Source organism: Pseudomonas citronellolis (assembly GCF_001586155.1).
Classification (GTDB): domain Bacteria; phylum Pseudomonadota; class Gammaproteobacteria; order Pseudomonadales; family Pseudomonadaceae; genus Pseudomonas; species Pseudomonas citronellolis.
In genome coordinates this window covers 2,084,277-2,109,583 of record NZ_CP014158.1, presented here as the reverse complement: position 1 = coordinate 2,109,583, position 25,307 = coordinate 2,084,277, and the positions used below count along the sequence as shown (strand labels likewise).

Annotated in this window: 20 protein-coding genes; 7 read left to right on the top strand and 13 right to left on the bottom strand. The window is 66.0% G+C overall.

The features are described 5' to 3' along the window. Positions 1–555: 555 nt before the first annotated feature. The 3 genes from PcP3B5_RS09555 to PcP3B5_RS09545 are packed head-to-tail and all read right to left on the bottom strand — an operon-like array spanning position 556 to position 3,752. A complete protein-coding gene (locus PcP3B5_RS09555; protein WP_043267283.1) occupies positions 556–1,806 on the bottom strand; it encodes a lipoprotein-releasing ABC transporter permease subunit in 1,251 nt (416 codons plus the stop codon). Positions 1,807–1,822: 16 nt separating this feature from the next. Then, entirely contained in the window at positions 1,823–2,506 is a 684-nt protein-coding gene (lolD, locus tag PcP3B5_RS09550; RefSeq protein ID WP_009621390.1) for a lipoprotein-releasing ABC transporter ATP-binding protein LolD, read from the bottom strand. Beyond that, positions 2,499–3,752, bottom strand: a complete 1,254-nt coding sequence (locus PcP3B5_RS09545) for a lipoprotein-releasing ABC transporter permease subunit (protein ID WP_009621388.1) — start codon at positions 3,750–3,752, stop codon at positions 2,499–2,501. Before PcP3B5_RS09545 ends, lolD begins: the two co-directional genes overlap by 8 nt. Positions 3,753–3,887: 135 nt before the next feature. Here PcP3B5_RS09545 and PcP3B5_RS09540 point away from each other — a divergent pair, with 135 nt between their 5' ends. Genes PcP3B5_RS09540 through PcP3B5_RS09530 form a run of 3 tightly spaced genes read left to right on the top strand, consistent with a single transcriptional unit; the run spans position 3,888 to position 5,499 of the window. Next, complete coding sequence (locus PcP3B5_RS09540) at positions 3,888–4,466, top strand: PilZ domain-containing protein (protein ID WP_058488930.1); 579 nt, start codon at positions 3,888–3,890, stop codon at positions 4,464–4,466. Beyond that, the gene (locus tag PcP3B5_RS09535; RefSeq protein WP_009621384.1) at positions 4,463–4,780 is read left to right on the top strand and encodes a hypothetical protein; all 318 of its coding nucleotides are present in this window, start codon (positions 4,463–4,465) and stop codon (positions 4,778–4,780) included. The genes PcP3B5_RS09540 and PcP3B5_RS09535 overlap by 4 nt, the downstream gene beginning before the upstream one ends. Continuing rightward, positions 4,777–5,499 carry a glycerophosphodiester phosphodiesterase gene (locus tag PcP3B5_RS09530; protein WP_009621382.1) on the top strand — a complete coding sequence of 241 codons (723 nt, stop codon included), beginning with the start codon at positions 4,777–4,779 and terminating at the stop codon, positions 5,497–5,499. The genes PcP3B5_RS09535 and PcP3B5_RS09530 overlap by 4 nt, the downstream gene beginning before the upstream one ends. Positions 5,500–5,541: 42 nt before the next feature. Here the strand turns inward: PcP3B5_RS09530 and sthA are convergent, their stop codons facing one another. The 3 genes from sthA to PcP3B5_RS32315 all read right to left on the bottom strand — a co-directional run bounded on the left by sthA (position 5,542) and on the right by PcP3B5_RS32315 (position 8,372). Next, entirely contained in the window at positions 5,542–6,936 is a 1,395-nt protein-coding gene (sthA, locus tag PcP3B5_RS09525; RefSeq protein WP_043267287.1) for a Si-specific NAD(P)(+) transhydrogenase, read from the bottom strand. Between the two features lie 179 nt (positions 6,937–7,115). Next, positions 7,116–8,123 (bottom strand): FAD:protein FMN transferase, encoded by a 1,008-nt coding sequence (locus tag PcP3B5_RS09520; RefSeq protein WP_082816279.1) that lies wholly within the window; start codon positions 8,121–8,123, stop codon positions 7,116–7,118. Between the two features lie 123 nt (positions 8,124–8,246). Further along, a complete protein-coding gene (locus tag PcP3B5_RS32315; RefSeq protein WP_257724420.1) occupies positions 8,247–8,372 on the bottom strand; it encodes a hypothetical protein in 126 nt (41 codons plus the stop codon). 219 nt (positions 8,373–8,591) lie between these two features. Here PcP3B5_RS32315 and PcP3B5_RS09515 point away from each other — a divergent pair, with 219 nt between their 5' ends. Genes PcP3B5_RS09515 through PcP3B5_RS30560 form a run of 3 tightly spaced genes read left to right on the top strand, consistent with a single transcriptional unit; the run spans position 8,592 to position 13,202 of the window. Continuing rightward, positions 8,592–10,055 carry a DUF6531 domain-containing protein gene (locus PcP3B5_RS09515; protein WP_061561110.1) on the top strand — a complete coding sequence of 488 codons (1,464 nt, stop codon included), beginning with the start codon at positions 8,592–8,594 and terminating at the stop codon, positions 10,053–10,055. 14 nt (positions 10,056–10,069) lie between these two features. Continuing rightward, a complete protein-coding gene (locus PcP3B5_RS09510; RefSeq protein WP_061561109.1) occupies positions 10,070–12,832 on the top strand; it encodes an RHS repeat-associated core domain-containing protein in 2,763 nt (920 codons plus the stop codon). Beyond that, positions 12,816–13,202: an ankyrin repeat domain-containing protein gene (locus PcP3B5_RS30560; RefSeq protein ID WP_082033926.1), complete on the top strand. Its 387-nt coding sequence runs from the start codon at positions 12,816–12,818 to the stop codon at positions 13,200–13,202. Before PcP3B5_RS09510 ends, PcP3B5_RS30560 begins: the two co-directional genes overlap by 17 nt. Positions 13,203–14,483: 1,281 nt before the next feature. On the opposite strand, the gene PcP3B5_RS09500 is transcribed toward PcP3B5_RS30560, so the two are convergent. From PcP3B5_RS09500 to PcP3B5_RS09480, 5 genes are read right to left on the bottom strand one after another with little or no spacing between them, the layout of a single operon-like run. Further along, positions 14,484–15,992, bottom strand: a complete 1,509-nt coding sequence (locus PcP3B5_RS09500; protein WP_061561107.1) for an efflux transporter outer membrane subunit — start codon at positions 15,990–15,992, stop codon at positions 14,484–14,486. Between the two features lie 12 nt (positions 15,993–16,004). Next, entirely contained in the window at positions 16,005–17,120 is a 1,116-nt protein-coding gene (locus PcP3B5_RS09495; protein ID WP_043318999.1) for an ABC transporter permease, read from the bottom strand. Between the two features lies 1 nt (position 17,121). Beyond that, positions 17,122–18,243 (bottom strand): ABC transporter permease, encoded by a 1,122-nt coding sequence (locus PcP3B5_RS09490; RefSeq protein WP_061561106.1) that lies wholly within the window; start codon positions 18,241–18,243, stop codon positions 17,122–17,124. Beyond that, positions 18,240–20,003 carry an ATP-binding cassette domain-containing protein gene (locus PcP3B5_RS09485; protein ID WP_061561105.1) on the bottom strand — a complete coding sequence of 588 codons (1,764 nt, stop codon included), beginning with the start codon at positions 20,001–20,003 and terminating at the stop codon, positions 18,240–18,242. The genes PcP3B5_RS09490 and PcP3B5_RS09485 overlap by 4 nt, the downstream gene beginning before the upstream one ends. Then, positions 20,003–21,025, bottom strand: coding sequence for an HlyD family secretion protein (locus tag PcP3B5_RS09480; RefSeq protein WP_061561104.1), 1,023 nt, complete (start codon positions 21,023–21,025; stop codon positions 20,003–20,005). Before PcP3B5_RS09480 ends, PcP3B5_RS09485 begins: the two co-directional genes overlap by 1 nt. A gap of 116 nt (positions 21,026–21,141) precedes the next feature. Between PcP3B5_RS09480 and PcP3B5_RS09475 the strand changes: the two genes are divergently transcribed. After that, entirely contained in the window at positions 21,142–21,822 is a 681-nt protein-coding gene (locus tag PcP3B5_RS09475; RefSeq protein ID WP_061561103.1) for a TetR/AcrR family transcriptional regulator, read from the top strand. A 411-nt stretch (positions 21,823–22,233) separates the two neighbouring features. Here the strand turns inward: PcP3B5_RS09475 and PcP3B5_RS09470 are convergent, their stop codons facing one another. Together PcP3B5_RS09470 and PcP3B5_RS09465 are read right to left on the bottom strand one after the other, a co-directional pair. After that, positions 22,234–23,634, bottom strand: coding sequence for an amino acid permease (locus PcP3B5_RS09470; protein WP_058071953.1), 1,401 nt, complete (start codon positions 23,632–23,634; stop codon positions 22,234–22,236). A 116-nt stretch (positions 23,635–23,750) separates the two neighbouring features. Further along, complete coding sequence (locus PcP3B5_RS09465) at positions 23,751–25,217, bottom strand: glyceraldehyde-3-phosphate dehydrogenase (RefSeq protein ID WP_043267306.1); 1,467 nt, start codon at positions 25,215–25,217, stop codon at positions 23,751–23,753. Positions 25,218–25,307 lie beyond the last annotated feature (90 nt).

Below are 25,307 nucleotides of genomic sequence, written 5' to 3'. Positions count from 1 at the left end.
CCCTGCGCGCGAAATCGCGGGCAGGGCCCGCTCCTACAGGTCGCCGGGTGGCACGGCATTCCTCCCCGTAAGCGGACCTTGTCCGCGATAGCCGGAGGTATCGGCGCGATTCGCGGATGAGATCCGCTCCTACGCTGCCCCACCCACGCCATTCCCCTGTAGGAGCGCGCCCTGCGCGCGATTTCGCGGGCAGGGCCCGCTACAGAATGCCGGGTAGCAATTACAATTTGCCGGGAGGCATGGCATTCCCTCGTAGGAGCGGACCTTGTCCGCGATAGCCGGAGGCATCGGCGCGGTTCGCGGATGAGATCTCCTACGCTGCCCCACCCATGCCATTCCCCTGTAGGAGCGCGCCCTGCGCGCGATTTCGCGGGCAGGGCCCGCTCCTACACCCTCCGGCAAACACGCCCCCGTAGGATGGGTTGAGCGAAGCGATACCCATCAGCATGGCCCGATGGGTTTCGCAAGCTCAACCCATCCTGCGAAAAGCAGATCGGCGCAGTCGGCAAGACAGCGCCCACGGAACGAAGAAGCCGCCCCTCGGGGCGGCTTCGTTCATTCGTAGCGCAGCGCTTCGGCCGGCTGCGTCCTGGCGGCGCGCCAGGCCGGGTACAGCGTGGCGAGGAAGCTCATCAGCAGGGCCGCGCAGCACACCAGCACCACGTCCGTCACCTGGACGTCGGAGGGCAGGTAGTTGATGAAGTAGACGTCGGAGCTGAACACATGGGTGCCCAGGGCCTTCTCCATCGCCGAGACGATGGCGGTGACGTTGAACGCCGCCAGCACGCCCAGGGTACCGCCGACCAGGGTGCCGATCACCCCGATCACCGTGCCCTGGACCATGAAGATGGTCATGATCTGCCCCGGCGTGGCGCCCAGGGTGCGGAGGATGGCGATATCGGTGCGCTTGTCGGCCACCACCATGATCAGCGTGGCGATGATGTTGAAGGCCGCCACCGCGACGATCAGCAGCAGCAGCAGGCCGATCATGGTCTTTTCCATCTTCATGGCGCCGAACAGGCTGCCCTGGGTGTGCGTCCAGTCCACCGAACGGAAGCCCGGGCCCAGGTCGGCGGCGATGCGCTGCCCGACTTCCGGCGCCTGGAACAGGTCCTTCAGGGCGATGCGCACGCTCTGCACCTGGCCCGGCTCCCAGCGCAGCAGGTGCGCGGCGTCGTCGACGTGGACCAGCGCCAGGGTGCCGTCCAGCTCGGCGCCGACCTTGAACACCCCGACCACATTCAACCGCTGCATGCGCGGCGTCACGCCGCCGGCGGCGGAGGTGGACTCGGGAACGATCAGCAGCAGGCTGTCGCCGACGTTGACGCGGAAGCGCCGTGCGGTGATTTGGCCGATCACCACCCCGGACTCGCCGGACTTCAGCGCGTCCAGGCTGCCCTGGACCATGTGCGAGCCGATGATCGAGACCTTCGGCTCCAGGGCCGGGTCGACGCCATCCACCTCGATCGGCTGCATCATGCCCTTGAACGAGAGCATGCCGTCCAGCTCGGTGTAGGGCACCGCGCCGACCACCTCGCGCTGCTTCGAGGCCTCGGCGGCCACCGCCTGCCAGTCGGCCAGCGGCTTGCCGTCGGCGTTCTGCAGCACGGCGTGGGGCACCATGCCGAGGATGCGCGAGCGCATTTCCTTCTGGAAGCCGTTCATCACCGAGAGCACCACGATCATCGCCAGCACCCCGAGGGTCAGGCCGATCATCGAGGTCAGGGAGATGAAGGAGATGTAGTGGTTGCGCTTCTTGGCCCGAGTGTAGCGGGTGCCGACGAAGATCGATAAGGGTCTGAACATGGCGTCTGCGGCTCGATCAGGCAGCGATCAGGCGGCCGTCCTCCAGGCGCAGCACGCGGTCCATCTGCTGCGCCAGGTGCGGGTCGTGGGTTACCACCAGGAAGGCCGTCTGCAGCGACTGCGACAGTTCGAGCATCAGCTCCTGGATGGAATGCGCGGTGTGCTGGTCGAGGTTGCCGGTGGGTTCGTCGAGCAGCACCAGCTGCGGCTGGTTGACCAGGGCGCGGGCGATGGCCACGCGCTGGCGCTCGCCGCCGGACAGCTCCGACGGCTTGTGCTGCAGGCGCGGCTTCAGGCCCACCCGCTCCAGCAGCGCGGCGGCGCGCTCGCGGGCCTCAGGGATCGGCATGCGGCCGATCAGCAGCGGCATGCAGACGTTCTCCAGGGCGGTGAATTCCGGCAGCAGGTGGTGGAACTGGTAGACGAAGCCCAGCGCGCGGTTGCGCAGCAGGCCGCGCTGCTTCTCGTTGAGCGCCGACAGCTCCTCGCCGGCCAGCCAGACGCTGCCGCTGCTGGGGATGTCGAGGCCGCCGAGCATGTTCAGCAGGGTGCTCTTGCCGGAGCCGGAGCTGCCGACGATGGCCACGCGCTCGCCGGGGAACAGCTCCAGTTGCACGTCGACCAGCACCTCGACCGACTGCGGGCCCTCCTCGTAGCTCTTGCGCAGGTTGCGGCAGCTCAGGACGGTCTTGTCACTCATAACGCAGGGCCTCCGCGGGCTGGGTGCGCGCGGCACGCCAGGCCGGATACAGGGTGGCGAAGAAACTCAGGATCAGCGCGGCGGCGCACACCAGGATCACGTCCTCGCGCATCAGCTGCGAGGGCAGGTAATCGATGAAGTAGACGTCCGAGCTGAGGAACTTGTGGCCGATCAGCTTCTCCAGCAGGGCGATGGCGTCGCTCACCTTGAGCGCCGCGAGCACGCCGAGCACGCCGCCGATCAGGGTGCCGATCACGCCGATCACGCTGCCCTGGACCATGAAGATGGCCATGATCTGCCCCGGCGTGGCGCCCAGGGTACGGAGGATGGCGATGTCCGACTTCTTGTCGGTGACCACCATCACCAGCGTGGAAATGATGTTGAACGCCGCCACCGCGACTATCAGCAGCAGCAGCAGGCCGATCATGGATTTCTCCATCTGGATGGCCTGGTAGAGGTTGCCGTGGGTGCGCGTCCAGTCGCGGGCGTAGAAGTCGTTGCCCTTCAGCGTCTGGGCGATTTCCCAGGCGGTGCGCGGCGCCTGGAACAGGTCGTCGAGCTTCAGGCGCAGGCCCTGGACCTCGCCGTCCTTGAAGCGCTGCATGCGCGCGGCGTCCTCGACGTTGGCCAGGGCCACGTAGCCGTCCAGCTCGCCGGCGCCGACGTGGAAGATGCCGGCCACGGTGAAGCGCTTCATGCGCGGGAAGATGCCGGCGGGGGTCACCGAGACCTCGGGGGCGACGAAGGTGACCTTGTCGCCGACCTTCACCCCCAGGTTGGCCGCGGCCTTGTCGCCGATGATGATGCCGAACTCGCCGGGCTTGAGGCTGGCCAGGCTGCCCTGCCGGAAGAAGTCGCCGATGATCGAGACCTTGCCTTCCTCGGCCGGGTCCACGGCATTGATGAGAATCTTCTGCACTACGCCGTTGTTGCTCAGCAGGCCCTGCATCTGGATGAAGGGCGCCACTTCCAGCACGTTGGGGTGCTGTGCCTTGATCTGCGTGGCCAGGCCGCGCCAGTCGTCGATCGGCTGGTAGGCCTCGACGGTGGCGTGCGGCACCATGCCCAGCACCCGGGTGCGCATCTCGTGGTCGAAGCCGTTCATCACCGAGAGCACCACGATCATCACCATGACGCCGAGCGCCAGGCCGATCATGGAAGTCAGGGAGATGAAGGAAACGAAGTGGCTGCGGCGCTTGGCGCGGGTGTAGCGCGTCCCGATATAGACGGAAAGAGGTCTGAACATGTAGGGCCGTTGTCAGGGGATTGGGGCGTCGATCCGGCCGGCGTCCGCTACCGCGCAAGGGTTTGCGGAGGCCGTTGTGGCGAGCTACGGCGGGCGGCTTTACACTCAGACCATCACTGCCGCCGTGGGTTCGCCATGTCCACTCCAGACGCGGATGACCGCCGCGAATACTACCGTATCGAGGATCACCTCGCACTGGAATTTCGCCCTCTTGCGGAGGACGCGGAGCAGGTGGCGCAAGCGTTACAGGATGATTCGCCGCTGTTCAACCTGCTCGGCGACCTGCACCTGCTGGAGGTGGAGGCGCAGCACCTGCTGCGGCAGATCGCCGAGCGCGACCGCCCCCTGGCCAGCTACCTGAAGCTGCTCGACAAGCGCCTGGACCTGGTGGCCGGCGCCCTCGCCCGCGGGCTGCTGGAGCAGGTCGGCCCGGCGCAGCCGGTGGTCCTCTCCGAGGGCGGCATCGCCTTCATCGCCCCCGAGCCCTTCCACCCCGGGCAGTTGCTGGCGCTGAAGCTGGTGCTGCTGCCCCAGGCCCTGGGCCTGAGCCTGCGCGCGCGGGTCACCCACTGCGAGTCGCGCGGGCTGGGCGAGTACGAGATCGGCACCCTGTTCGAGAACATCGAGGAGCCGCAGCGCCAGCTGCTGGCCCGGCACATCCTGCAGAAACAGGCGGCCGAACGGCGCCAGGCGAAGGACCGCGACGACCCATGAAGGCCCTGCACATCCCCTTCCTGCTGCTGTGCCTGGGCATGGCCCTGCCGGCCGCGGCCGACACCCTGGAAATCCCCGTCGGCGCCCAGGGCGACGCCAGCATCGCCCTGCCCGCCCGCGGCGAGAGCCGGCGCGCCGTGCTGGAGCGCTTCGGCCTGCCCGACGAGGAGCACCCGGCCGTGGGCAGCCCGCCGATCACCCGCTGGGACTACCGCGAATTCAGCGTCTATTTCGAATACGATCACGTGGTCGACGCGGTTCGCGCGCATCGCCCGCAGAACCCGATCCTTCCCTCTCCCAAGGAGCCCCAGTGACTCTCATCTATGGCCATCGCGGCGCCAAAGGCGAAGCGCCGGAAAACACTCTGCCCAGCTTCCAGCGCTGCCTGGAGCACGGCGTGACGCGTTGCGAACTGGACCTGCACCTGTCCCGCGACGGCGAACTGATGGTGATCCACGACCCGACGCTCAAGCGCACCACCGGGCGCCGCGGCAAGGTGTCCGAGCAACTGGCCGAGGACCTGGTCACCTACGACGCGCGCCAGGGCGGGCCGGGCTGGGTGCGCCCCTGCCCCATCCCGCGGCTGGCCGAGCTGTTCGAGCGCTGCGAGTTCGAGCATTGGCAACTGGAAGTGAAGAGCGCTTCGCGCGAGCGCGCGGCGCGTACCGTGCAGGCCATCCACCAGTTGGTCGGGCGCTTCGGCCTGCGCGAGCGCATCACCGTGACCTCCAGCTCGCGCACCGTGCTGCGCGCGCTGCAGCAGCTGACGCCGGACCTGTCCCGCGGGCTGGTGGCCGAATACGCCTGGCTCGACCCGCTGAAGGTGGCGGCGAACTATGGCTGCGAGCTATTGGCGCTGAACTGGACGCTGTGCACCCCCGAGCGGCTGCTCAAGGCGCAGAAGCAGGGGCTGCACGTGTCGGTGTGGACGGTCAACGAACCGGCGCTGATGCGCCGGCTCGCCGACTTCGGCGTGGACAGCCTGATTACAGACTTTCCCGGTTTGGCCACTGCCACGCTCGGGAATCGCTGAGCGGGTCGCCCCCGGCCGGCTCAGGCCGCCGGTCGGGGTATTTCAGAAAAGCCGGTTGAGGCCGTCGAACGCCGCTACGCGGTAGGCTTCGGCCATGGTCGGGTAGTTGAAGGTGGTGTTGACGAAGTACTTCAGGGTGTTCAGCTCGCCCGGCTGGTTCATGATCGCCTGGCCGATGTGGACGATCTCCGAGGCCTGGTCGCCGAAGCAGTGCACGCCGAGGATCTCCAGGGTCTCGCGGTGGAAGAGGATCTTCAGCATGCCCACCGGCTCGTTGGAGATCTGCGCGCGGGCCATGCCCTTGAAGAACGCCTTGCCCACTTCGTAGGGAATCTTCGCCGCGGTCAGCTCGTGCTCGTTCTTGCCGATGGAGCTGATCTCCGGAATGGTGTAGATGCCGGTGGGCACGTCGTTGACGAAGCGCCAGGTGTCCTGCTCGACGATGTTGCCGGCGGCCGAGCGGCCCTGGTCGTAGGCGGCGCTGGCCAGGCTCGGCCAGCCGATCACGTCGCCGGCGGCATAGATGTTCGACACCGAGGTGCGGTAGTTCTCGTCCACCTCGATCTGGCCGCGGCTGTTGACCTTGATGCCGACGTTCTCCAGGCCCAGGCGGTCGGTGTTGCCGGTACGGCCGTTGCACCACAGCAGGGCGTCGGCCTTGATCTTCTTGCCCGACTTCAGGTGCAGGATCACGCCGTTGTCCAGGCCCTCGACGCGCTCGTACTCCTCGTTGTGGCGCACCAGCACGTTGTTGTTGCGCAGGTGGTAGCTCAGGGCGTCGGAGATTTCGTCGTCGAGGAAGCTCAGCAGTTGGTCGCGGGTGTCGATCAGGTCGACCATCACGCCCAGGCCGCTGAAGATCGACGCGTACTCGCAGCCGATAACGCCGGCTCCGTAGATGATCAGGCGGCGCGGGGTGTGGCTCAGCGAGAGGATGGTGTCGCTGTCGTAGACCCGCGGGTGGTTGAAGTTGATGTCCGCCGGGCGGTACGGGCGCGAGCCGGTGGCAATGACGAACTGGTCGGCGACCAGGCGCTCCACGGCGCCGCTGGGAGTGACCACCTCGACGGTGCGCTCATCGACGAAGCTGGCGGTGCCGTTGAACATGTCGATGCGGTTGCGCGCGTAGTAGCCGGTACGCGAGGAGACCTGCTTGTTGATCACCTTCTCGGCGCTTTTCAGCACGTCGGGGAAGGAGAACCAGCGCGGCTCGCCGATCTGCCGGAACATCGGGTTGGTGTTGAACTCGATGATCTGCTTCACCGAGTGACGCAGCGCCTTGGACGGGATGGTGCCCAGGTGCGTGCAGTTGCCGCCGACCACGCGACGGCTGTCCACCACCGCCAGCTTGCGCCCGTACTTGGAGGCGTTCATCGCCGCCCCCTCGCCCGCCGGGCCCGTGCCGAGAATCACCACGTCGTAGTTGTAGACAGCCATGCGTACTCCTTCAGAACAGGCCGGGGCGCCCCTGTGGCGCTTCCGGCAAAGTCCCGGCACGCCTGGCGCCGGGAGCGATCGAATCGATGTTGGCAGCTTAGCCGCGTGACAAATTGCTGCACATTAGCGCTTGGTCGTGCGGTAGGCGAATTTTGCCATCACTACATTTGGTGCGGCTTTCATGGCCGCGCCGGATCGGGGAAGAGCTCGGCGAAGCGCGTACTGGCGCGCATGGCGAAGCCCTGCCCCTGGTGCACGACGAACCAGGCGGCCAGCCCGTGCTGCTCGGCGTAGCGGTAGCCCTCGTCCGGGCCCAGCACCATGAGCAGGGTCGACAAGCCGTCGGCGTGCAGCGTCGAGCGGTCGACCACGGTCACCGCCGCCAGCCTGTGCCGCACCGGCGTGCCGGTGCGCGCGTCGAAGGTGTGCGAGTAGCGCTGCCCACCTTCCTCGAAATAGTTGCGGTAGTCGCCCGAGGTCGAGACCCCGTAGCCGTCCACCGCCAGCGAGCGCGCCACGCTGCGCTCGCGTTCGCCGCTGGGCACCTCCAGCGCCACCCGCCAGGGCGAGCCGTCGGGCTTGTGGCCCACGGCCTTGAGTTCGCCGGTGATCTCCACCAGGTAATTCTTCACGCCCAGCTCGGCCAGGCGCTGGCTGACACGGTCCACCGCGTAGCCGGCGACGATGCTGTCGAAGTCCAGCTGCGCCGCCACGTCCTTGCACACCAGGCTGCCGTCCACCCGCAGGTGGCGGTAGCCGACACGCGCCCGCTCGCGCTCCAGCGCCTCGGGCGCCGGCACCAGCTCGCCGCGGGACTGCGGGCCGAAGCCCCAGAGATTCATCAGCGGCTCGACGCTGAGGTCGAAGGCGCCGGCGCTGGCCTCGGACAGCTCGTTGCCGTAGCGCAGCAGCTCCACCAGCTCGGTCGGCATGGCCTGGCAGGCGCCGGCCGGCAGGGCGTTGAAGCGCGAGACCTCGGAGTCGTCGCGGTAGGTGGAGAACTGCCGGTCGAGTTCGCCGAGAATGCCCTCGACCTCCGCCTGCAGGCGCTGCGGCGCGGGGCTCTGCGCCGTCGGCAGGTACTGCACGGAATAGCTGCTGCCCATGGTCGGGCCGCCGAAGCGCTCGACACGCTCGCCGCAACCGGCCAACGCCAACAGCCCCAAGCACAGCCAGATGCCTCGCAACGCGCCACCTCCATTCCCCTGCCCCGGCACGGGCGGCGCACATTCTACCGGAAACGGCGGGGCTTACTGTTGCCCAGGCGGTAAAGGTTCGTTGACCACGTCAGCATATTGACCAAAGCCCTCTCATACAGAAACAAGAACCCGCAGGCGGCGGACGTTGAGCAGGGTGGTTTCATCGGAAATACGCTCCTGGCTCAGGCCGGAAAGCTGGACGACCATCTTCCACCCGGGGTAGTCCAGTTCGATCAAGGCAATCAACGTTTCCCTGGATTTATCTGCCAGAGATGGCGTCCTGCGCGTAGGCAGGGGCCTCGATCGGCGTGGGATGTTTTGCTGATTTCAGGAGTGGCTAGGCGTTAACGTTCTTCGCCTGCCGCCATCGCTTGACTGGGGCCTCCACTGTTCATGGAGGACCCAAGCATGCGCCCCCGTCTAGTTCTGCATTGCCTGCTCCCAGGGTTGGGAGCCTTGTTAGCCAGCCAGGCCAGCCTGGCGCAATACCAGTGGCACGACGCGACGAGGACCGCCTGGCCCTCGGCCGAAGCGGCCTGCGAACAGGGCGAGAGCATCCGCCTGCTGCTCCAGAAGCGTGAGCAGAATCCCCGCCAGCAATGGCGCATCAACAACTATTCGCTCACCGACATCGGTGGCGAAGCCTTCTGCCGCTTCACGATCGAACGCAAATTGTTCGGTCGCTGGCTTCCCGACACCTACCACTTCTCCTCCGTCTACCTTTCCGGCGGGCCGGACCTGTGCCCCAGCGGCGTGCTGGATGGCAGCGGCCAGTGCTGCGCGCAATGCCAGAGCAACGAATGCAATGACAGCAATCCCATCCTTGGCGCCACCGGGCAGAAGGTGCAGATCGAGGTCGACCTGAGCGTGCCCGGTTCGCGGCTGGGGTTCAGCCGCAACTACTGGAGCAGCCGCAACCAGGCCGGCGACCTCGGCGTCGGCTGGAGCCATGGCTGGAACCAGCGCATTGCCAAGCTCACGGCCGACCGGCTCAAGGCCTATCGCGACGATGGCCGGGCAGTGGCCTTCACCCGCGTGGCGGGCAAGTGGACGGCTTCCGCCGACGAGCGACTCATGCTGGTCGAACTGCCCGACCATGGCGGTTGGAGCCTCACCGGCGCCGACGCCAGCGTCGAAACCTACGATGCGCTCGGGCAGTTGAAACGCCTCGATCCGGTGCTCGGCGGCAGCCTGCATTTTGCCCGGGATTCGGCTGGCCGGCTGGTCCGGATCAGCGATGCGGGTGGCCGCCAGATCACCCTCGGCTATGCCGGTGAACGGCTGGCGAACCTGCAGTTCGGCAACTGGAGCATCAGCTACCGCTACGACGAGCACGGTCGCCTCGCCAGCGTCCTGCGCGGCGACGAAGAACAGCACTACCACTACGAAGTCGCCGAGCGCCCGCACCTGCTCACGGGAATCACCGACGCCCGCGGCCTGCGCTTCGCCACCTGGACCTATGACGGCCAGGGGCGCGCCACCTCCAGCAGCCATGCCGGCGAGGCCGGCACCGTGCAATTCGCCTATCTCGATGCCAACCGCGTGCGGATCACCAACCCGCTGGGCAAGTCGACGCTCTACCACTACCAGACCTTCGACCAGCGCCGCCTGGTCACCCGCCGGGACGGCGAAGCCAGCGCCCACTGCCCGGCCGCCAGCCAGCAGGTCACCTACCTGGCCAATGGGCTGCCGGCCAGCCGAACCGACTGGAACGGCAACCTGACCACCCACCAGTACGACGAGCGCGGCCTGGAAGTCTCGCGCACCGAAGCGGCCGGCACGCCGCAGGCACGCACCATCACCACCACCTGGCATCCGACCTTCGCGCTGCCGTTGAGCGTCACCGAGCCGGGGCAGGTCACCCGCTACCAGTACGACAACCGTGGTCGCGTCATTGCGCAAACCACCGAAGCGCTTTGAGCAAGGAGGCTGACATGAAAACGAAATTATTCGGCGCCCTGTCCCTGGCGATATTGCTTGGGCATCCCGCCCAGGCCGCCGAGCGCAGCTGGTCCTACAGCTACAACGACCTGGGCCTGATCGAGAGCGCCGACGGCCCGCGCACCGACGTGCAGGACATCACCCGCTACAGCTACGACGCCAAGGGCAACCTCACCGCCGTGACCAACGCCCTTGGCCACGTCACTCGCCTGGCCGACCACGACGAGCGCGGCAACCCCGGCACCCTCACCGACGCCAACGGCGTGGTCAGCACCCTGACCTACAGCGGCATCGACGCGCGTCTGGCGTCCATCGGCAGCGCCGGCAGCACCACCCGCTTCGAATACGACGCGGTCGGGCAGATCACCCGCCTGACCCGTGGCGACGGCAGCTGGCTGGCCTACACCTACGACGACGCGCGGCGCCTGGTGGCCATCGCCAACAACCTCGGCGAGCGCCTGGAATACGACGTCGACGCCCAGGGCAACCGCACGGCGCAGCGGCTGAAGGACGCCAGCGGCAGCCTGGTGCGACAGCAGCAGTGGGTGTACGACGAACTCGGCCGGCTGCTGCGCTCGGTCGGCGCCGCCGGCCAGACCCACCGCTACCGGTACGATCTCAACGACAACCCCACCGGCCGGACCAACCCGCGCCAGTACGCCAGCACCCAGGCGTTCGACGCCCTCGATCGCCTGGTCAGCCATACCGACGCGCTCGATGGCGTCACCCAGCTGACCTACGACGCCCAGGACAACCTCACCCAGGTCCGCGATCCCCGCGGCGTCACGACGCGTTATGTGTATGACGGCCTGGGCAACCTCACCCAGCGCATCAGCCCCGACAGCGGCACCACCCACTTCGAGTACGACGCAGCCGGCAACGTCATCCGCCAGACCGATGCGCGTGGCGTGGTGGTGGAGTTCAGCTACGACGCCCTGAACCGCCTGAGCGAACGCCGCTACCCGGCCACCCCGGCCTTCGACGTGCGCTACCAGTACGACGGCAGTGCCGACGGCAACCACGGCATCGGCCGCCTGACGGCCATCGAGGATGGCAGCGGCCGTCTCGCCTATCGCTATGACGCGCGCGGCAATCTGGTGCAGCAGGCGCGCAGCCTGAGCGTCAACGGCCAGGTATTGGAAGCGTCCCTGAGCTTCCAGTACGACGCCGCCGACCGCCTGGTTGGCATCGGCTATCCGTCCGGCTACACCCTCGGCTACCCGCGCAATGCCGGCGGCCAGGTGAGCAGCGTCACCCTGGGCGTAGGCAGCCAGGCGCCCCTCGTCCTGGCCAGCGATATCGCCTATCTGCCCTTTGGCCCCCTGCAACGCCTGAGCTGGGCCAACGGCATCAGCCTGGCCCGCGAGTACGACCAGGACTACCAACTGATCCGCCAGCGCATCGGCCCCTGGCAGAGCGACTACCGGCACGACGCCAACGGCAACATCACCCAACTGGCCCACAGCCTCTGGGGCACGCTGGACTACCAGTACGACTCCTTGGACCGCCTGACCACGGAACGCAGCAGCCAGGCCGAGCGCCGCTACGGCTACGACGCCGTGGGCAACCGCACCGAGAAGAGCGCCACGCGCCTGGCCGACGGCGAATCCCTGCAGGACAGCTACCGCTACGCCAACGACAGCAACCGCCTCACCGCCCTCAATGGCCACACGGTGACCAGCGATGCCGCCGGCAACCTGCTCCAGGACCGCGCCAGCCGCCTGCTCGGCTATGACGCCCAGGGCCGCCTGGCGAACGTGCGGATCGACGGCCAGGAAGTCGCCCAGTACCGCTACAACGCCCACGGCCAGCGCATCGCCAAGCTGACCGCGCAAGGCTTCACCACCTACCTCTACGGCCCCGACGGCCAACTGCTCGGCGAAGCCGCCTACGATCGGAATGGCCAGTCCCGCCGCGAACAGTACTACCTGTGGCTCGACCGCCTGCCCCTGGCCACCCTGAGCACGGCCTACGACGACCAGGGCCATCCGGGCAACCCCCGCGTGCTCTACCTGCACAGCGACCACCTCGACACCCCGCGGCTGGCCAGCGACGACGACCAGCGCCTGGCCTGGCAATGGCAATCCGACGCCTTCGGCAACGGCCAGCCCAGCAGCCCGGACAACGCCGTGGTGAACCTGCGCTTCCCTGGGCAGTACTACGACGCCGAGAGCGGCCTGCACTACAACTACTTCAGGGACTACGACCCGCAGACCGGACGGTATGTGGAGAGTGATCCGATTGGGCTCAATGGCGGGCTAAATACTTACGCTTATGCAGGGTCTAATCCAGTTGGACTGGTCGATCCTAACGGATTGAGCCCTACAGCCGGGGCAGGTGCAGCAGGCGGTTTTTTTGTCGCAGGGCCACCTGGAGCAGTGGTTGGGGGGCTTATTGGTCTTGGGGTAGGTGCCTGGGGTGCAAATGCCGCTTGGGATGCTTATCACGAGAACGCTAATGAAGATGGTGGTGCATCTGCAGATTCGAGCCCAGGAAGTGCTGCGGACAAGGCTAGGGAGCGTAAGGAATACAGTCGGATTTGCAAAACTCCGATACCGCCGACTGGAGACCAATGCAAAGATGCTAAAGCTAATCTCGATAGACTTCAGCAATGCTTGGCGTTACGTGAGAATTTCAGTAAGAAATGGTTCAACGATAATGAAGCCGGGCATATTACAGAGATAAACAATACCAGAAAGGCTATTGAGAATTTGAAGGATTTCCTACGGAGGGTTTGCGGTGAGCAATGCAACTAACCAAGAGAAACTTTCACTGCTGCTAGCGGAATACTCGAACCTTCCCGAGTTTAGTGGCTTAGAGTGTGCAGACGTTAATAGCGCGAGCTTATTTGGAGATAAGCCCATTCACATTGCTGCAACACGTGGCGACATTAATGAGATTCAGCTGATATTGAGTCAAGGAGCTGACATTAACTGTAAAGGGGAGCATGGATATACAGCTCTGCACGATGCAGTTGAACAGGGCCATAGAGACGCTGTCGATTATCTTCTAAAGCATGGCGCAAATCCTGAAGCTCTAAATGATGATGGAGTTTCACCAGCTGAACTTGCCAAGTTGCTGGATGAAAGTGAGATCCTTGTCCTACTCCACGAGGATGATTTTTAGGTTGGATCATGATGCATGCGAAGCGCTACGGCTTGAGGGGATGTCGTAGCGCTTCACCCAGACTCCTTCTCTGAGTGTCTGAGTAATCTCATACCATTCTTCAATATCGTCAAAAGGCCGGTCATCTCGGCATCAACTGTATTAATTTCACCAGCAGGGTGTTTAGACCTTTTCGGTTTAAGTATCACGCTGGGCCAGCGCCTTATGTTTGGAGCAGCGGCGTCAGAGTTAGGTATCCGTGGCGAGCTTGCTAGATCTACCGTAAAAACCCGACTGAAGCTATCGTTTGTCAGGTTCTCGTTGACGTTTCCAAACTCTTGCCGGATGGACGATATGATTCCAGCGCTTTGGATTCATCTCGGAGGTATGACCGCATTCGTGAAATCAAAGAAAAGATAAAACCTGAATATCTTGAGGTTAATTTGGTTTTGCCTGTCAATGATTCAGAGGAGCAGGAAGGAGGTTTTTGTCGCCTTCTACGCTGGCAGAACTCAGTCTTTTAGGCGGAACGCTCTCGCTTCAATTCATTTAGGCTTTGGGGTGAGTATCCTGGGCTTCTGAAGGCTTGAGTTCTGCAGATGTCTTATGTGTTCAATGATGAGATTGAAACTGTGTCACCCTGAGCGCTACTGCCTGCAATAGGCTGTAGCGCTCATTAGCGACTTTCACCATGTACTTCGTATATTCAAGGGGACTCAGCAGCAACAGGAAGTATTGGTGTTGGCGGCTTAGGAGCTGCAATATTAGTATGCGAAATGCCACCACCACCCGAAACAAGCTGCGGTCCAGACTGGAAAGACAATATTCCCAGTGGGGGAGCAGTGTCCGGAGCTCCCGGACGCGCAGGGCTATTTGTAGGTGGGCAGTTAAATCCCGACGGAACATTTTGCGCTTACGGAGGACTTATGGGTGGTATTCCTGGACCAAATTTCAGTACTGGTCCTATTGAGTATTAATCCAATGACTCATTATTTCTTTGCAGCACTTAGTCTATTCTATCTAACTTTAATGATTGCGGCATATCCCTATGCCAAGACAGGGCAAAGAATTATAGCAATTGGTCCCTGGTGGTGTTTATACAGAAAAGCTATACAAATAGCGCCCAAAAATTTTGCACTCTAGGCCAAATTATCTTAACAATTGACCTAATGTTACTTTTATGCATTTTCATCTTCTAAAGAAGCATGAAATTGACGTTACCACCGACACCGGCCTTGTGCCGGTGTCTCTCACTTCAACAAGGCCACAATCGGCACGAGGTTTATCCCCCTGTCGATACCCTTAGCGCTTTTCGATTAGCGCCCCAGGGCGAGCCTGATAATGTAAGTCAGCTCCGCCCAGGGCCTTGTACAGCGCCACCAGGTCCAGGCGCAGCTGGCCGTCGCTGTCCACCAGGTCGCGGCGCGCCTGCAGGTAGTTGCGCTGGGCGTCCAGCTCCACCAGGAAATCGGTCATGCCGCCGGCATAGCGCGCCTTGGCCATGTCGTAGGCCTGCCCGGCGCTGTTCAGCCGCGCCTGCAACTGGGCGTTGCGCTGGCGCTCGGCGCCGTAGCCGCTGAGGGCATCGTCCACTTCCTGCCAGGCCTTGAGCACGGTCTGCTGGTAGTTCACCGCGGCTTCCTGCTGCTCCAGCTTGCGCAGGGTCACCTGGGAACGGCGCCGGCCGTTGTCGAAGATCGGCACGCTCAGGCTCGGCCCCACCGCCCACTGGCGGCTGCCCCAGTCGGAGAGGTCGCCGCTCTCGAAGGAGGAATAGCCGAAGCTGGCGCCCAGGCGGATGCTCGGGTACAGCTCGGCCACCGCCACCCCGATGTTGGCCGTGGCGGCGTGCAATTGCGCTTCGGCGGCGCGGATGTCCGGGCGCCGCCGCGCCACTTCCGAGGGCAGGCCGGGGCTGAGGTCGGGCAAGACGGCGGGTTGCGCGGGCGGCGTCTTCAGCTGCGCCTGCAGCTCGCCCGGCTGCGCGCCGACCAGCACGCCGAGCTGGTTGATCGCCTGGCCCTCGGCCGCCTGCAGTTGCGGCAGCCGCGAGCGCAGCTCTTCCAGCTGGCTGCGCTGGCGCACCAGGTCGAAGTCGTCCACCAGGCCGCCGTCGGCGCGGGCCTGCACCAGTTCCAGGGATTCCTCGGTGGCGCGCAGGTCTTCCTGGGTCACGGCGATCTGCTGCTGCACCCGGCGCAGCTCGAAGTAGCCGCGCGCTACCTCGCTGGCGACCAGCAGCCGCGCCTGTTCCAGCAAGGCGCGCTGCTGCTCGACGCGGGCGTCGGCGGCCTCGATGGAGCGGCGCACGCGGCCCCAGAAGTCGATTTCCCAGGAGGCGTCGAAGCCGGCTTCGTAGAGGGTGAAGGGCTGGGCCAGGGTCTTCGCCAGCTCGTCGCTGTCGCCCGGCGCCAGGCTGGAGATCATCCGCGCGCTGGCGCCACGCTCGCTCTGCCGTTGGCGCTGCACGTCGGCCTTGCCGTCGACGTTCACCCCGCGCTGGGCAGCGACCATTTGCCGCTGCATGCGCGCCTGGGCGAAGCGCAGCGCGGCGCTCTGCAGGTCCGGGCTGGCCGCCGTGGCGCGGCGCTGCAGGTAGTCCAGCGCCGGGTCGGCGAACTGCGTCCACCACTGCGCGGGGATGGCCTGGCCGCCCTGCCCCGCGCCCAGCAGCGCGGCATCGCCGGCATGGGCCGCGCGCCAGTCGGCCGGGGCCTGCGGCTGCGGCGCCTGGTAGTCCGGCCCCACCGCGCAGGCGCCCAGCGCCAGCAGCAGTGGCAGGAGGAGGTAGGGATTGGGCGACGACGACATGGCGGCCTCCGGTCAGGCGAGTCGATTGCGGAACAGCCAGGCGGACAGCGGCAGGGTCACGCTCGCCACCACCAGCATCGGCAACAGGTCATGGGCCACCTCGAACAGGCTGGCGCCTTCCAGGTAGATGCGCTGGATCAGGTCGATGGCGAAGCGCAGCGGGTTGATGTAGGTGGCCATCTGCAGCGCCTCGGGCATGTTGCGCACCGGCGTGGCCAGGCCCGAGAGCAGCATGATCGGCATGATCAGCACGAAGGTGTAGAGCATCGCCTGCTGCATGTTCAGCGACACCGCCGAGATCGACAGGCCCAGGCCGACGCAGGAGACCATGAACACCAGCAGCCCGCCGTAGAAGTCCGGCAGCGAGCCGGCCATGGGGATGCGGAACCAGTACAGCGCCATCAGCAGCACCAGCGACGCCTGCACCAGGCCGATGAGGATCGGCGGCAGGGCCTTGCCGAGCATGATCTCCATGGGCGAATAGGGCGTGACCAGCAACTGGTCGAAGGTGCCCTGCTCGCGCTCGCGGGCCACCGAGAGCGCGCTGAGCATCAGCGTCTGCAGCATGCTCAGCGAGGCGATAAGCGCCGGGATCAGCGGCCAGCGCGTCTCCAGGTTGGGGTTGTACCAGGCGCGGGTGACCACGCTGACCGGCGCCTGGACCAGGCCGCGCTCGCGATTGAAGTCGTTGACCACGCTGGCCAGCCCGGCCGCCGCGGCGCCGGCGGTGGTGGAGTTGCGCCCGTCGAGGATCACCTGCAGCGGCGCCGGCTCGCCGCGGGTCAGGCGGGTTTCGAAGTCGGCGGGAATCTGGATCACCAGCAGCGCCTTCTCGGCGTCGATCACGCTGGCGATGTCGCGCGGCGCGCGCAGGGTCGCCACGCGGTGGAAGATGCCGCTGCCGTCCAGGCGGTTGGCCAGGCGTTGGGACGACTCGCTGTGGCTCTGGTCGAGCAGCGCGTAGGGCGCGTCGTTGAGGTCGAAGGTCACCGCGTAGCCGAACAGCAGGCTCTGCATCAGCACCGGCGCCAGCAGCACGATGCGGTTGGCCGGGTCCTTGAGGATCACCAGCAGCTCCTTGCGCCAGAGATTGGCCAGGCGGCGCAGCAGTTCGGCGAAGGCGCCCATTTCAGTCCAGCCTCTTGCGCGTGGCCAACTGCGCCAGGCCCAGCAGGACCACGGCGTAGCCGGCGAGGATCAGGCAGTTGCGGATGATCAGCGGCCAGAAGTCGCCGGCCAGGAACAGCGACTTCACCAGCTCCATGAAGTAGGTGGCCGGCAGCAGGTTGCCGATCACCCGCACGGCGGTGGGCACGTTGCGCAGGTCGAAGATGAAGCCCGAGAGCATCATCGCCGGGAGGAAGCTGGCGAGCAGGGAAATCTGGCTGGCGAGGAACTGGTTCTTGGTCACCGCCGAGATCAGCAGGCCGATGCCCAGGGCGACGAACAGGTAGAGCATGGAGCTGACCAGCAGCGCCAGCAGCGAGCCGTACATGGGCACGTGGAACAGCAGGCGCGCCGCCAGCAGGCACAGCGCCAGGCCCAGCAGGCCGACCAGGAAGCAGGGGATGATCTTCGCCAGGAGGATTTCCACCGAGCGCACCGGGGTGACGAACAGCGCCTCCAGGGTGCCGCGCTCCCATTCGCGGGCCATCACCAGCGCGGTGAGGAAGGCGCCCACCAGGGTCATGATCAGCACGATCAGCCCTGGCACCAGGTACCAGGTGCTGGTGTTGGCGGCGTTGAACCACATGCGCTGCTCGATGCGCACACCGCCGGATTGCAGGCCGGCGTTGCGCGCCACCTGCTTCTCGCCCCACAGCGCCAGGGCCTGGTTGAGGTAGTTGCTCACCCCCGAGGAGCGGGTGGCGTCGGAGCCCTGCACCAGTACCAGCACCTGGGCATCGCCGTCCTGCAGGCGGCGGCTGAAGTCGGCGGGCAGGTAGACCAGGGCGTCGGCCTGGCGCGACTCCAGCAGCCGCCGGCCCTCTTCGAAGGATTTCAGCGGCAGCGGCCGCAGGTACTCCGAGTCGCTGATGCTGGCGAGCAGGTCGCGGGCCTGCGGCGCCGGGTCGTCCTGCACCACCGCCACCAGGCTGTGGCGCACGTCCAGCGACAGGCCGTAGCCGAAGATCAGGATCAGCGCGATGGGCAGGCCGATGCCGATCATCAGGTTGCTGCGGTCGCGCACCAGCTGGCGCACCTCCTTGCGCGTCAGCGACAGCAGCCGGCGCCAGAACGAACCGCTCATGCGCGCGCCTCCTGCTGGTGCTGGCGGGCCTGCTCGACGATCTCGATGAAGGCCTGCTCCATGTTCAGCAAGCTACCCTGGCCGCCGGCCTGCTCGCGCACCTGCTGCGGCGTGCCCATGGCGAGGATGCGCCCGGCGTCCTGGATGACGATGCGGTCGCAGTACTCGGCCTCTTCCATGAAGTGGGTGGTGATGATGATGGTGGTGCCGCCGGCCGCCAGCGCCGTGATGCGCTGCCAGAAACCGCGCCGGGCCAGGGGGTCGGCGCCGCTGGTGGGTTCGTCGAGGAAGAGGATTTCCGGCTCGTGGAGCAGGCCCACGGCCATGGCCAGGCGCTGCTTGTAGCCGCCGGGCAGCTGGCCGCTGGGCTCGCCCTCGTGGCCGGAAAGGTCGAACTGCCGCGACACCTCGTCCATGCGCCGCCCCAGCTGCCTGCCGGCCAGGCCGTAGGCGCCGCCGAAGAACTGCAGGTTCTCGCGCACCGAGAGGTTGCCGTACAGCGAGAACTTCTGCGACACGTAGCCGATGCGCCGGCGCGCCTGGGCGCGGGCGTGGCGCAGGTTGACGCCGGCCACCTGCAGGCTGCCGGACGACGCCGGCAGCAGCCCGCAGAGCATGCGGAAGGTGGTGGTCTTGCCGGCGCCGTTGGGCCCCAGCAGGCCGAAGATTTCGCCGCGGGCCACGCTGAAACTGGTGCGGTCCACCGCGGTGAAGTCGCCGAACTTGCGCACCAGGTCTTTCACTTCGATCACCGCCTCGCCGTTGCCGGAAGTACCGCCCGGCGCGGCGGCCTTGAGCGCCTCGGTATCCACCTGCTCGGCGCCGCTCCTGGCCCGCAGCAGGACCATGAAGCCGTCCTCCAGGCGCGCTTCCACCTCGCGCACCGGGGCGCCGTCGAGCAGTTCGTCCAGGCGCTTTTCATCGGCATCGCGCTGGCGGATGAAGCGCACCTCGCCGCCCTGGGGCACCGCGTCGATGATGTTCTGCGGATCGTCCAGCAGCCGCGCCTGCAGCTTGCGCGCCGGCTCGCCGGCCGGCGGCACGGCGATGCGGCAGAGGCCGTCGGCGTGGCGGCGGATGTCCTCGGGCAGGCCCTGGGCCAGCAACTGGCCCTGGTGCAGCAGGTACACCTCCGAGCAGCGCTCGGCTTCGTCCATGTAGGAGGTGGTCAGCAGCACGCTGAGACTCTCCTCCTCCACCAACTGCTGGACGATTTCCCACAGCTCGCGGCGCGACAGCGGGTCGACGCCCACGGTCGGTTCGTCGAGCAGCAGGAGTTGCGGCGAGCGCACCAGGGTGCAGGCCAGGCCGAGCTTCTGCTTCATGCCGCCGGACAGCTTGCCCGCCGGGCGGTCGGTGAAGCGTCCCAGGTCGGTCATCTGCAGCAGGCGCTCGAAGCGCTGGCGGCGCTGCTGCGCGCCGACGCCGTGGAGGTCGGCGTAGAGATCGAGGTTTTCCTGCACGCTCAGGTCTTCGTAGAGGCCGAAACGCTGCGGCATGTAGCTGATCAGGTCCTGCACGCGCTGCGGGTGCGCCTTGACGTCGATGCCAAGCACCTCCAGCTCGCCGCCGTCGGCGCGCAGCAGCCCCGCCACCAGGCGCAGGAAGGTGGTCTTGCCGGCGCCGTCCGGGCCCACCAGCGCGGTCAGCGCGCCCTTGCGCACCTGCAGGTCGAGGCCGTGCAGGGCCTGCACTATCTGCCCGGATTCCTTGACCAGGAACTGCCTGGCGACGCCGCGGGCGTCTATCACCAGGTCCATCAGTCGGCCTTCCCGTCGCGCAGCTGGTCGCCCTCGGCGATGCGCACCGTGGCCGGCATGCCCAGGCGCAGGCGGTTGTCCTTGTCCTCGACTATCACCCGCACCTCGTAGACCAGCGCGGTGCGCAGCTCCTCGGTCTGCACGGCCTTGGGGGTGAACTCGGCGACGTCGGAGATGTAGCCGACGTGCCCCTGTACCGGCTGCTGCGGATGGCTGTCGGTGCTGACGCTGGCGCGCATGCCCGGCTTGATGTGGCCGAGCTGGGTTTCGTTGACGTACACCCGCACCCACTTCGGATCGGTGATGGCCAGGGCGTAGACCGCGCGTTGCGGCGAAGCCATGTCGCCCGGCTCCAGCAGGCGCGAGCGCACCGTGGCGTCCTGCGGGGCGCGCAACTGGGTTTCGTCAAGGTTGTGCTGCAGCAGAGCGAGCTGGGCACGGGCGCCCTGCAGCTGGGCCTCGGCCTGGGCGATGTCCTCGGCGCGCGGGCCGATCTTCGCCAGGCGCAGGGCCTTTTGCGCATCCTCCAGCCGGGCCTGGTCGACCTTCAGCTGGGCGCTGGCGTTGTCCAGGTCCTGCTGGCTGACGGCGCGCCCGCCGGGGCTGTTGGCGCGGATGCCCTGCAGGCGGCGCAGCTGGATGCCGGCCAGTTCGACCTGGGCCCTGGCGCCGTCCACCTGGGCCTTGGCGCGGTCGATGTCCTCGGGGCGCGAGCCGTTGTGCAGACGCAGCACGTTGGCCTCCTGGGCGGCGATCTGCGCCTTGGCCTGGTCGATCTGCAGCTTCAGGGTGCGGCTGTCGAGGCTGGCCAGGACCTGCCCGGCCTTGACCGCGTCGCCCTCCTCCACGCGCATCTCGGCGATGCGCTCGCTGCCGGTGAAGGCCAGGGACACCTGGCGGATGTCGACGTTGCCGTAGAGCACCAGGTCGCCGCCCTGCTCGGCCTTCGAGTGGAAGTAGTACCAGGCCCCAAGGCCCGCCGCGGCGAGCAGCAGCAGGACAACGACGAGCTTCTTGCGCATGATGACGACCCGCTATCGGTTGACGACAAGGGGCAAGCATAGACAACGAATTCAAATTTGAATTTGATCTAGCCCGGATCTAGTCTGCACAGACTCCCATCCAGCAGGGTGCAAGCATGCCTGGACCACCCCGCAAGGCTCGCCAGGAGCCGCCCCGCGCGCCGCGCCAGGACGGCGAAGCCACTCGTCGCCGGATACTCCTGGCGGCCGGCGAACTGTTCGCCGAGCGTGGCTACGCCGACACCACCAGCAAGGCCATCTGCCAGCGCGCACAGTGCAACATGGCCGCGGTGAACTACCACTTCGGCAGCCGCGATGGCCTCTACCGCGCGGTGCTGCAGGACATGCACAAGCACCTGATCGGCTACGACCAGCTCGAACGACTGACCTGCGGCCAGCGCCCGGCCCGCGACAAGCTCGCCGACCTGATCGCGGCGCTGACCCTCAACGTTGCCAACGGCCAGCGCTGGCAGGCGCGCCTGTGGGCCCGCGAGCTGCTGACGCCCTCGCCCTTCCTCTCCGAACTCATCGACCAGGAGGCCATGCCCAAGGTGCGCCTGGTGCTGGCGCTGCTCGGCGAGGTCACCGGCATCCCCGCCCAGGAGCCGGCGCTGCTGCGTTGCCTGTTCAGCGTGATAGCGCCCTACCTGACGCTGCAGGTGATCAGCCGGGAAATCCCCACGCCGCTGACCGGCCTGTTCGAGCAACCGCCGGAAGACCTCGCCCGCCACCTGCAGCTGTTCGCCCAGGCCGGGCTGGAGGCGGTGGCGCGGGATTACCGCGACGGGCAGCTGTAGTACGGCGCTGGCCGGCCTACAGCGCCGCCGGTGGGGCCCATCCTACGAGTGGGAACGCCATGTCTCCGGGCAATCTGTAGGAGCGGACCTTGTCCGCGATAGCCGGAGGTATCGGCGCGGTTCGCGGATGAGATCCGCGCTGCCCCACCCACGCCATTCCCCCGTAGGATGGGTTGAGCGAAGCGATACCCATCGCCATGGCGGGTCGGGCCCGGAGTGCCCGGGAACAGGTGCTCCGGAACACGCCTGGAATCACGGTCAAACGGCGGATAACGCCGTAGGCGTTATCCGCCCTACGCAATGCCCAACCATGACGTAGGGCGCATGACCGTTCGCGGTTATCCGCCGTTGGAAACAAAAAGGCCGCACCCCGGTAGGAATGCGGCCCTTTCTCGTCCAGCGCCGGCGGGATCAGGCGGTAGCCCGTGCCTCGCCCTTGCGCTTGAGCAGGTAGCAGATGCCCATCAGCACCACCCATACCGGGATGGCGTACACCGACACGTCGATGCCCGGGATCTGCAGCATGATGCCGAGGATGAACACCACGAAGGCCAGGCACAGCCAGTTGCCGAACGGGTACCACAGGGCGCGGAAGCTGGTGCGCACGCCCTCGCGGTTCTTGGCGCGGCGGAACATCAGGTGGGCCAGGCTGATCATCGCCCAGTTGATCACCAGCGCCGCCACCACCAGCGACATCAGCAGCTCCAGCGCCTGGTGCGGGATCACGTAGTTGACCACCACGCAGGCCAGGGTGATGAAGGCCGAGACGCCGATGGCCAGCAGCGGCACGCCGCGGTCGTCGACCTTGGCGAAGGCGCGCGGGGCGTCGCCCTGCTCGGCCAGGCCGAAGAGCATGCGGCTGTTGCAGTACACGCAGCTGTTGTAGACCGACAGCGCCGCGGTCAGCACCACGAAGTTCAGCACGTTGGCCGCCACGTCGCTGCCCAGCAGCGAGAACACCTTGACGAACGGGCTGCCGCTGTACGGGTCGCCGGAGCTGTTGATGCTCTGCAGCAGCGCGTCCCACGGGTACAGCGAGAGCAGCACGGCCAGGGCGCCGATGTAGAAGATCAGGATGCGGTAGATCACCTGGTTGATCGCCTTGGGGATCACCTTCTTCGGCTCCGCCGCTTCGGCCGCGGTGATGCCCACCAGCTCCAGGCCGCCGAAGGAGAACATGATGATCGCCAGGACCATCACCAGGCCGGAAATGCCGTTGGGGAAGAAGCCGCCGTGGCTCCACAGGTTGCTCACCGAGGCCTGCGGGCCGCCGTGGCCGCTGGCCAGCAGCCAGATGCCGAGCAGGATCATGCCGATGATGGCGGCGACCTTGATGATCGCGAACCAGAATTCGGTCTCGCCGAAGGCCTTCACGTTGAACAGGTTGATGGCGTTGATCAGCACGAAGAAGATCGCCGCCGTGGCCCAGGTGGGGAACTCCGGCCACCAGAACTGGATGTACTTGCCGACCGCCGTGAGTTCCGACATGCCGACCAGGATGTACAGCACCCAGTAGTTCCAGCCGGACATGAAGCCGGCGAAGCCGCCCCAGTACTTGTGGGCGAAGTGGCTGAAGGAACCGGCGACCGGTTCCTCGACGATCATCTCGCCGAGCTGGCGCATGATCAGGAAGGCGATGAAGCCGCCGATGGCGTAGCCGAGGATCATCGACGGGCCGGCGGATTGCAGTACACCGGCCGAGCCCAGGAACAGGCCGGTACCGATGGCGCCACCCAGGGCGATCAGCTGGATGTGGCGGTTCTTCAGGCCACGCTTGAGCGAGCCTTCATGCAGATGGGGGTGTCCATCCATTGCGGGGTTCCTCGGTAGAGGGGTTGGCATTTTTATCGTTATGGTGCGCGGGTAAGCGCGAAGACTAACGAAAAACGGGAGCCCGAGAGCTCCCGTTTTCGATTTTCAGGCCTGGCTTAGCGCGGGAAGGCCGGCGGGTTGACCCCAGCCATCTCTTCCATCACGCGGACCACCTGGCAGCTGTAGCCGAACTCGTTGTCGTACCACACGTACAGCACGACGCGGTTGTCGTTGCAGATGGTGGCTTCGGCATCGACCACGCCGGCGTGGCGGGAACCGACGAAGTCGGTGGAGACCACTTCCTGCGAGCTGACGAAGTCGATCTGCTTCTGCAGGTCGGAGTGCATGGCCATCTGGCGCAGGTACTCGTTGATCTCCTCGCGGGAGGTCGACTTGTTCAGGTTCAGGTTGAGGATGGCCATGGACACGTTCGGGGTGGGAACGCGGATGGCGTTGCCGGTCAGCTTGCCCTTGAGCACCGGCAGGGCCTTGGCGGCGGCGGTGGCGGCACCGGTCTCGGTGATCACCATGTTCAGCGGAGCGCTGCGGCCGCGGCGGCTGCCCTTGTGGAAGTTGTCGATCAGGTTCTGGTCGTTGGTGTACGAGTGAACGGTTTCGACGTGGCCGTTGACGATGCCGTACTGGTCATCGACTGCCTTGAGCACCGGCACGATGGCGTTGGTGGTGCAGGAGGCGGCGGAGACGATCTTGTCGTCGGCGGTGATGTCGCCATGGTTGATGCCATGGACGATGTTCTTCAGCGCGCCCTTGCCCGGAGCGGTGAGGATCACGCGGTCGACGCCCGGGCACTTCAGGTGCTGGCCGAGGCCGTCGGCGTCGCGCCACTTGCCGGTGTTGTCGACCAGCAGGGCGTTCTTGATGCCGTACTGGGTGTAGTCCACCGAGGACGGATCGTTGGAGTAGATCACCTGGATCAGGTTGCCGTTGGCGGTGATGGTGTTGTTGGCCTCATCGATGGTGATGGTGCCGTCGAACTTGCCATGCACGGAGTCGCGGCGCAGCAGGCTGGCGCGCTTGACCAGGTCGTTCTCGGCGCCCTTGCGCACGACGATGGCGCGCAGGCGCAGGCCGTCGCCGCCACCGGTCTTCTCGATGAGGATGCGCGCCAGCAGGCGGCCGATGCGGCCGAAGCCGTACAGCACGACGTCGGTGCCTTCGCGGGCGGCGCCGTTCTGCTTGCCGACCACGTCGGCCAGCTCGTCCTTGGTGAACTGCTCGATGCTGCGGCCGTTACCCTCGGCCTTGAACTTGGCGACCATCTTGCCCAGGTCGACCGAGGCGGCGCCGAGTTTCAGCTCGCTCATGGCCTTGAGGACGGGGAAGGTGTCGTGAACCGACAGCTCGGCTTCGTCGGCCAGGCGGTGGCGGGCGAAACGGTGCGCCTTGAGAATGTCGATCACCGAACGGTTGATCAGGCCACGGCCGTAGATCGAGGTCACCACGTTGTTGTTGCGGTAGAGCTGGCCGATCAGCGGAATCATGGCTTCCGCGAGGGCTTCACGATCGATCCACTCACCGAGACACTGGTCGGGCTTCTGATTCACGGGCATTACCTTCCACATGTAGGAGAAGAAAAAAGGGGCTACATTATGACGGTGCAGGCCATCGCCGGCAATCTGCAGCGCTGCAAAGACTGACAGCCGTCAATCGGG

Bases quoted from the DNA above. Each gene is read 5' to 3' on its own strand.
- PcP3B5_RS09555 (WP_043267283.1), bottom strand. From the start codon at position 1,806: ATGTTCAGACCCTTATCGATCTTCGTCGGCACCCGCTACACTCGGGCC.
- lolD (WP_009621390.1), bottom strand. From the start codon at position 2,506: ATGAGTGACAAGACCGTCCTGAGCTGCCGCAACCTGCGCAAGAGCTAC.
- PcP3B5_RS09545 (WP_009621388.1), bottom strand. From the start codon at position 3,752: ATGTTCAGACCTCTTTCCGTCTATATCGGGACGCGCTACACCCGCGCC.
- PcP3B5_RS09540 (WP_058488930.1), top strand. From the start codon at position 3,888: ATGTCCACTCCAGACGCGGATGACCGCCGCGAATACTACCGTATCGAG.
- PcP3B5_RS09535 (WP_009621384.1), top strand. From the start codon at position 4,463: ATGAAGGCCCTGCACATCCCCTTCCTGCTGCTGTGCCTGGGCATGGCC.
- sthA (WP_043267287.1), bottom strand. From the start codon at position 6,936: ATGGCTGTCTACAACTACGACGTGGTGATTCTCGGCACGGGCCCGGCG.
- PcP3B5_RS09510 (WP_061561109.1), top strand. From the start codon at position 10,070: ATGAAAACGAAATTATTCGGCGCCCTGTCCCTGGCGATATTGCTTGGG.
- PcP3B5_RS09500 (WP_061561107.1), bottom strand. From the start codon at position 15,992: ATGTCGTCGTCGCCCAATCCCTACCTCCTCCTGCCACTGCTGCTGGCG.
- PcP3B5_RS09495 (WP_043318999.1), bottom strand. From the start codon at position 17,120: ATGGGCGCCTTCGCCGAACTGCTGCGCCGCCTGGCCAATCTCTGGCGC.
- PcP3B5_RS09490 (WP_061561106.1), bottom strand. From the start codon at position 18,243: ATGAGCGGTTCGTTCTGGCGCCGGCTGCTGTCGCTGACGCGCAAGGAG.
- PcP3B5_RS09485 (WP_061561105.1), bottom strand. From the start codon at position 20,003: ATGGACCTGGTGATAGACGCCCGCGGCGTCGCCAGGCAGTTCCTGGTC.
- PcP3B5_RS09480 (WP_061561104.1), bottom strand. From the start codon at position 21,025: ATGCGCAAGAAGCTCGTCGTTGTCCTGCTGCTGCTCGCCGCGGCGGGC.
- PcP3B5_RS09475 (WP_061561103.1), top strand. From the start codon at position 21,142: ATGCCTGGACCACCCCGCAAGGCTCGCCAGGAGCCGCCCCGCGCGCCG.
- PcP3B5_RS09470 (WP_058071953.1), bottom strand. From the start codon at position 23,634: ATGGATGGACACCCCCATCTGCATGAAGGCTCGCTCAAGCGTGGCCTG.
- PcP3B5_RS09465 (WP_043267306.1), bottom strand. From the start codon at position 25,217: ATGTGGAAGGTAATGCCCGTGAATCAGAAGCCCGACCAGTGTCTCGGT.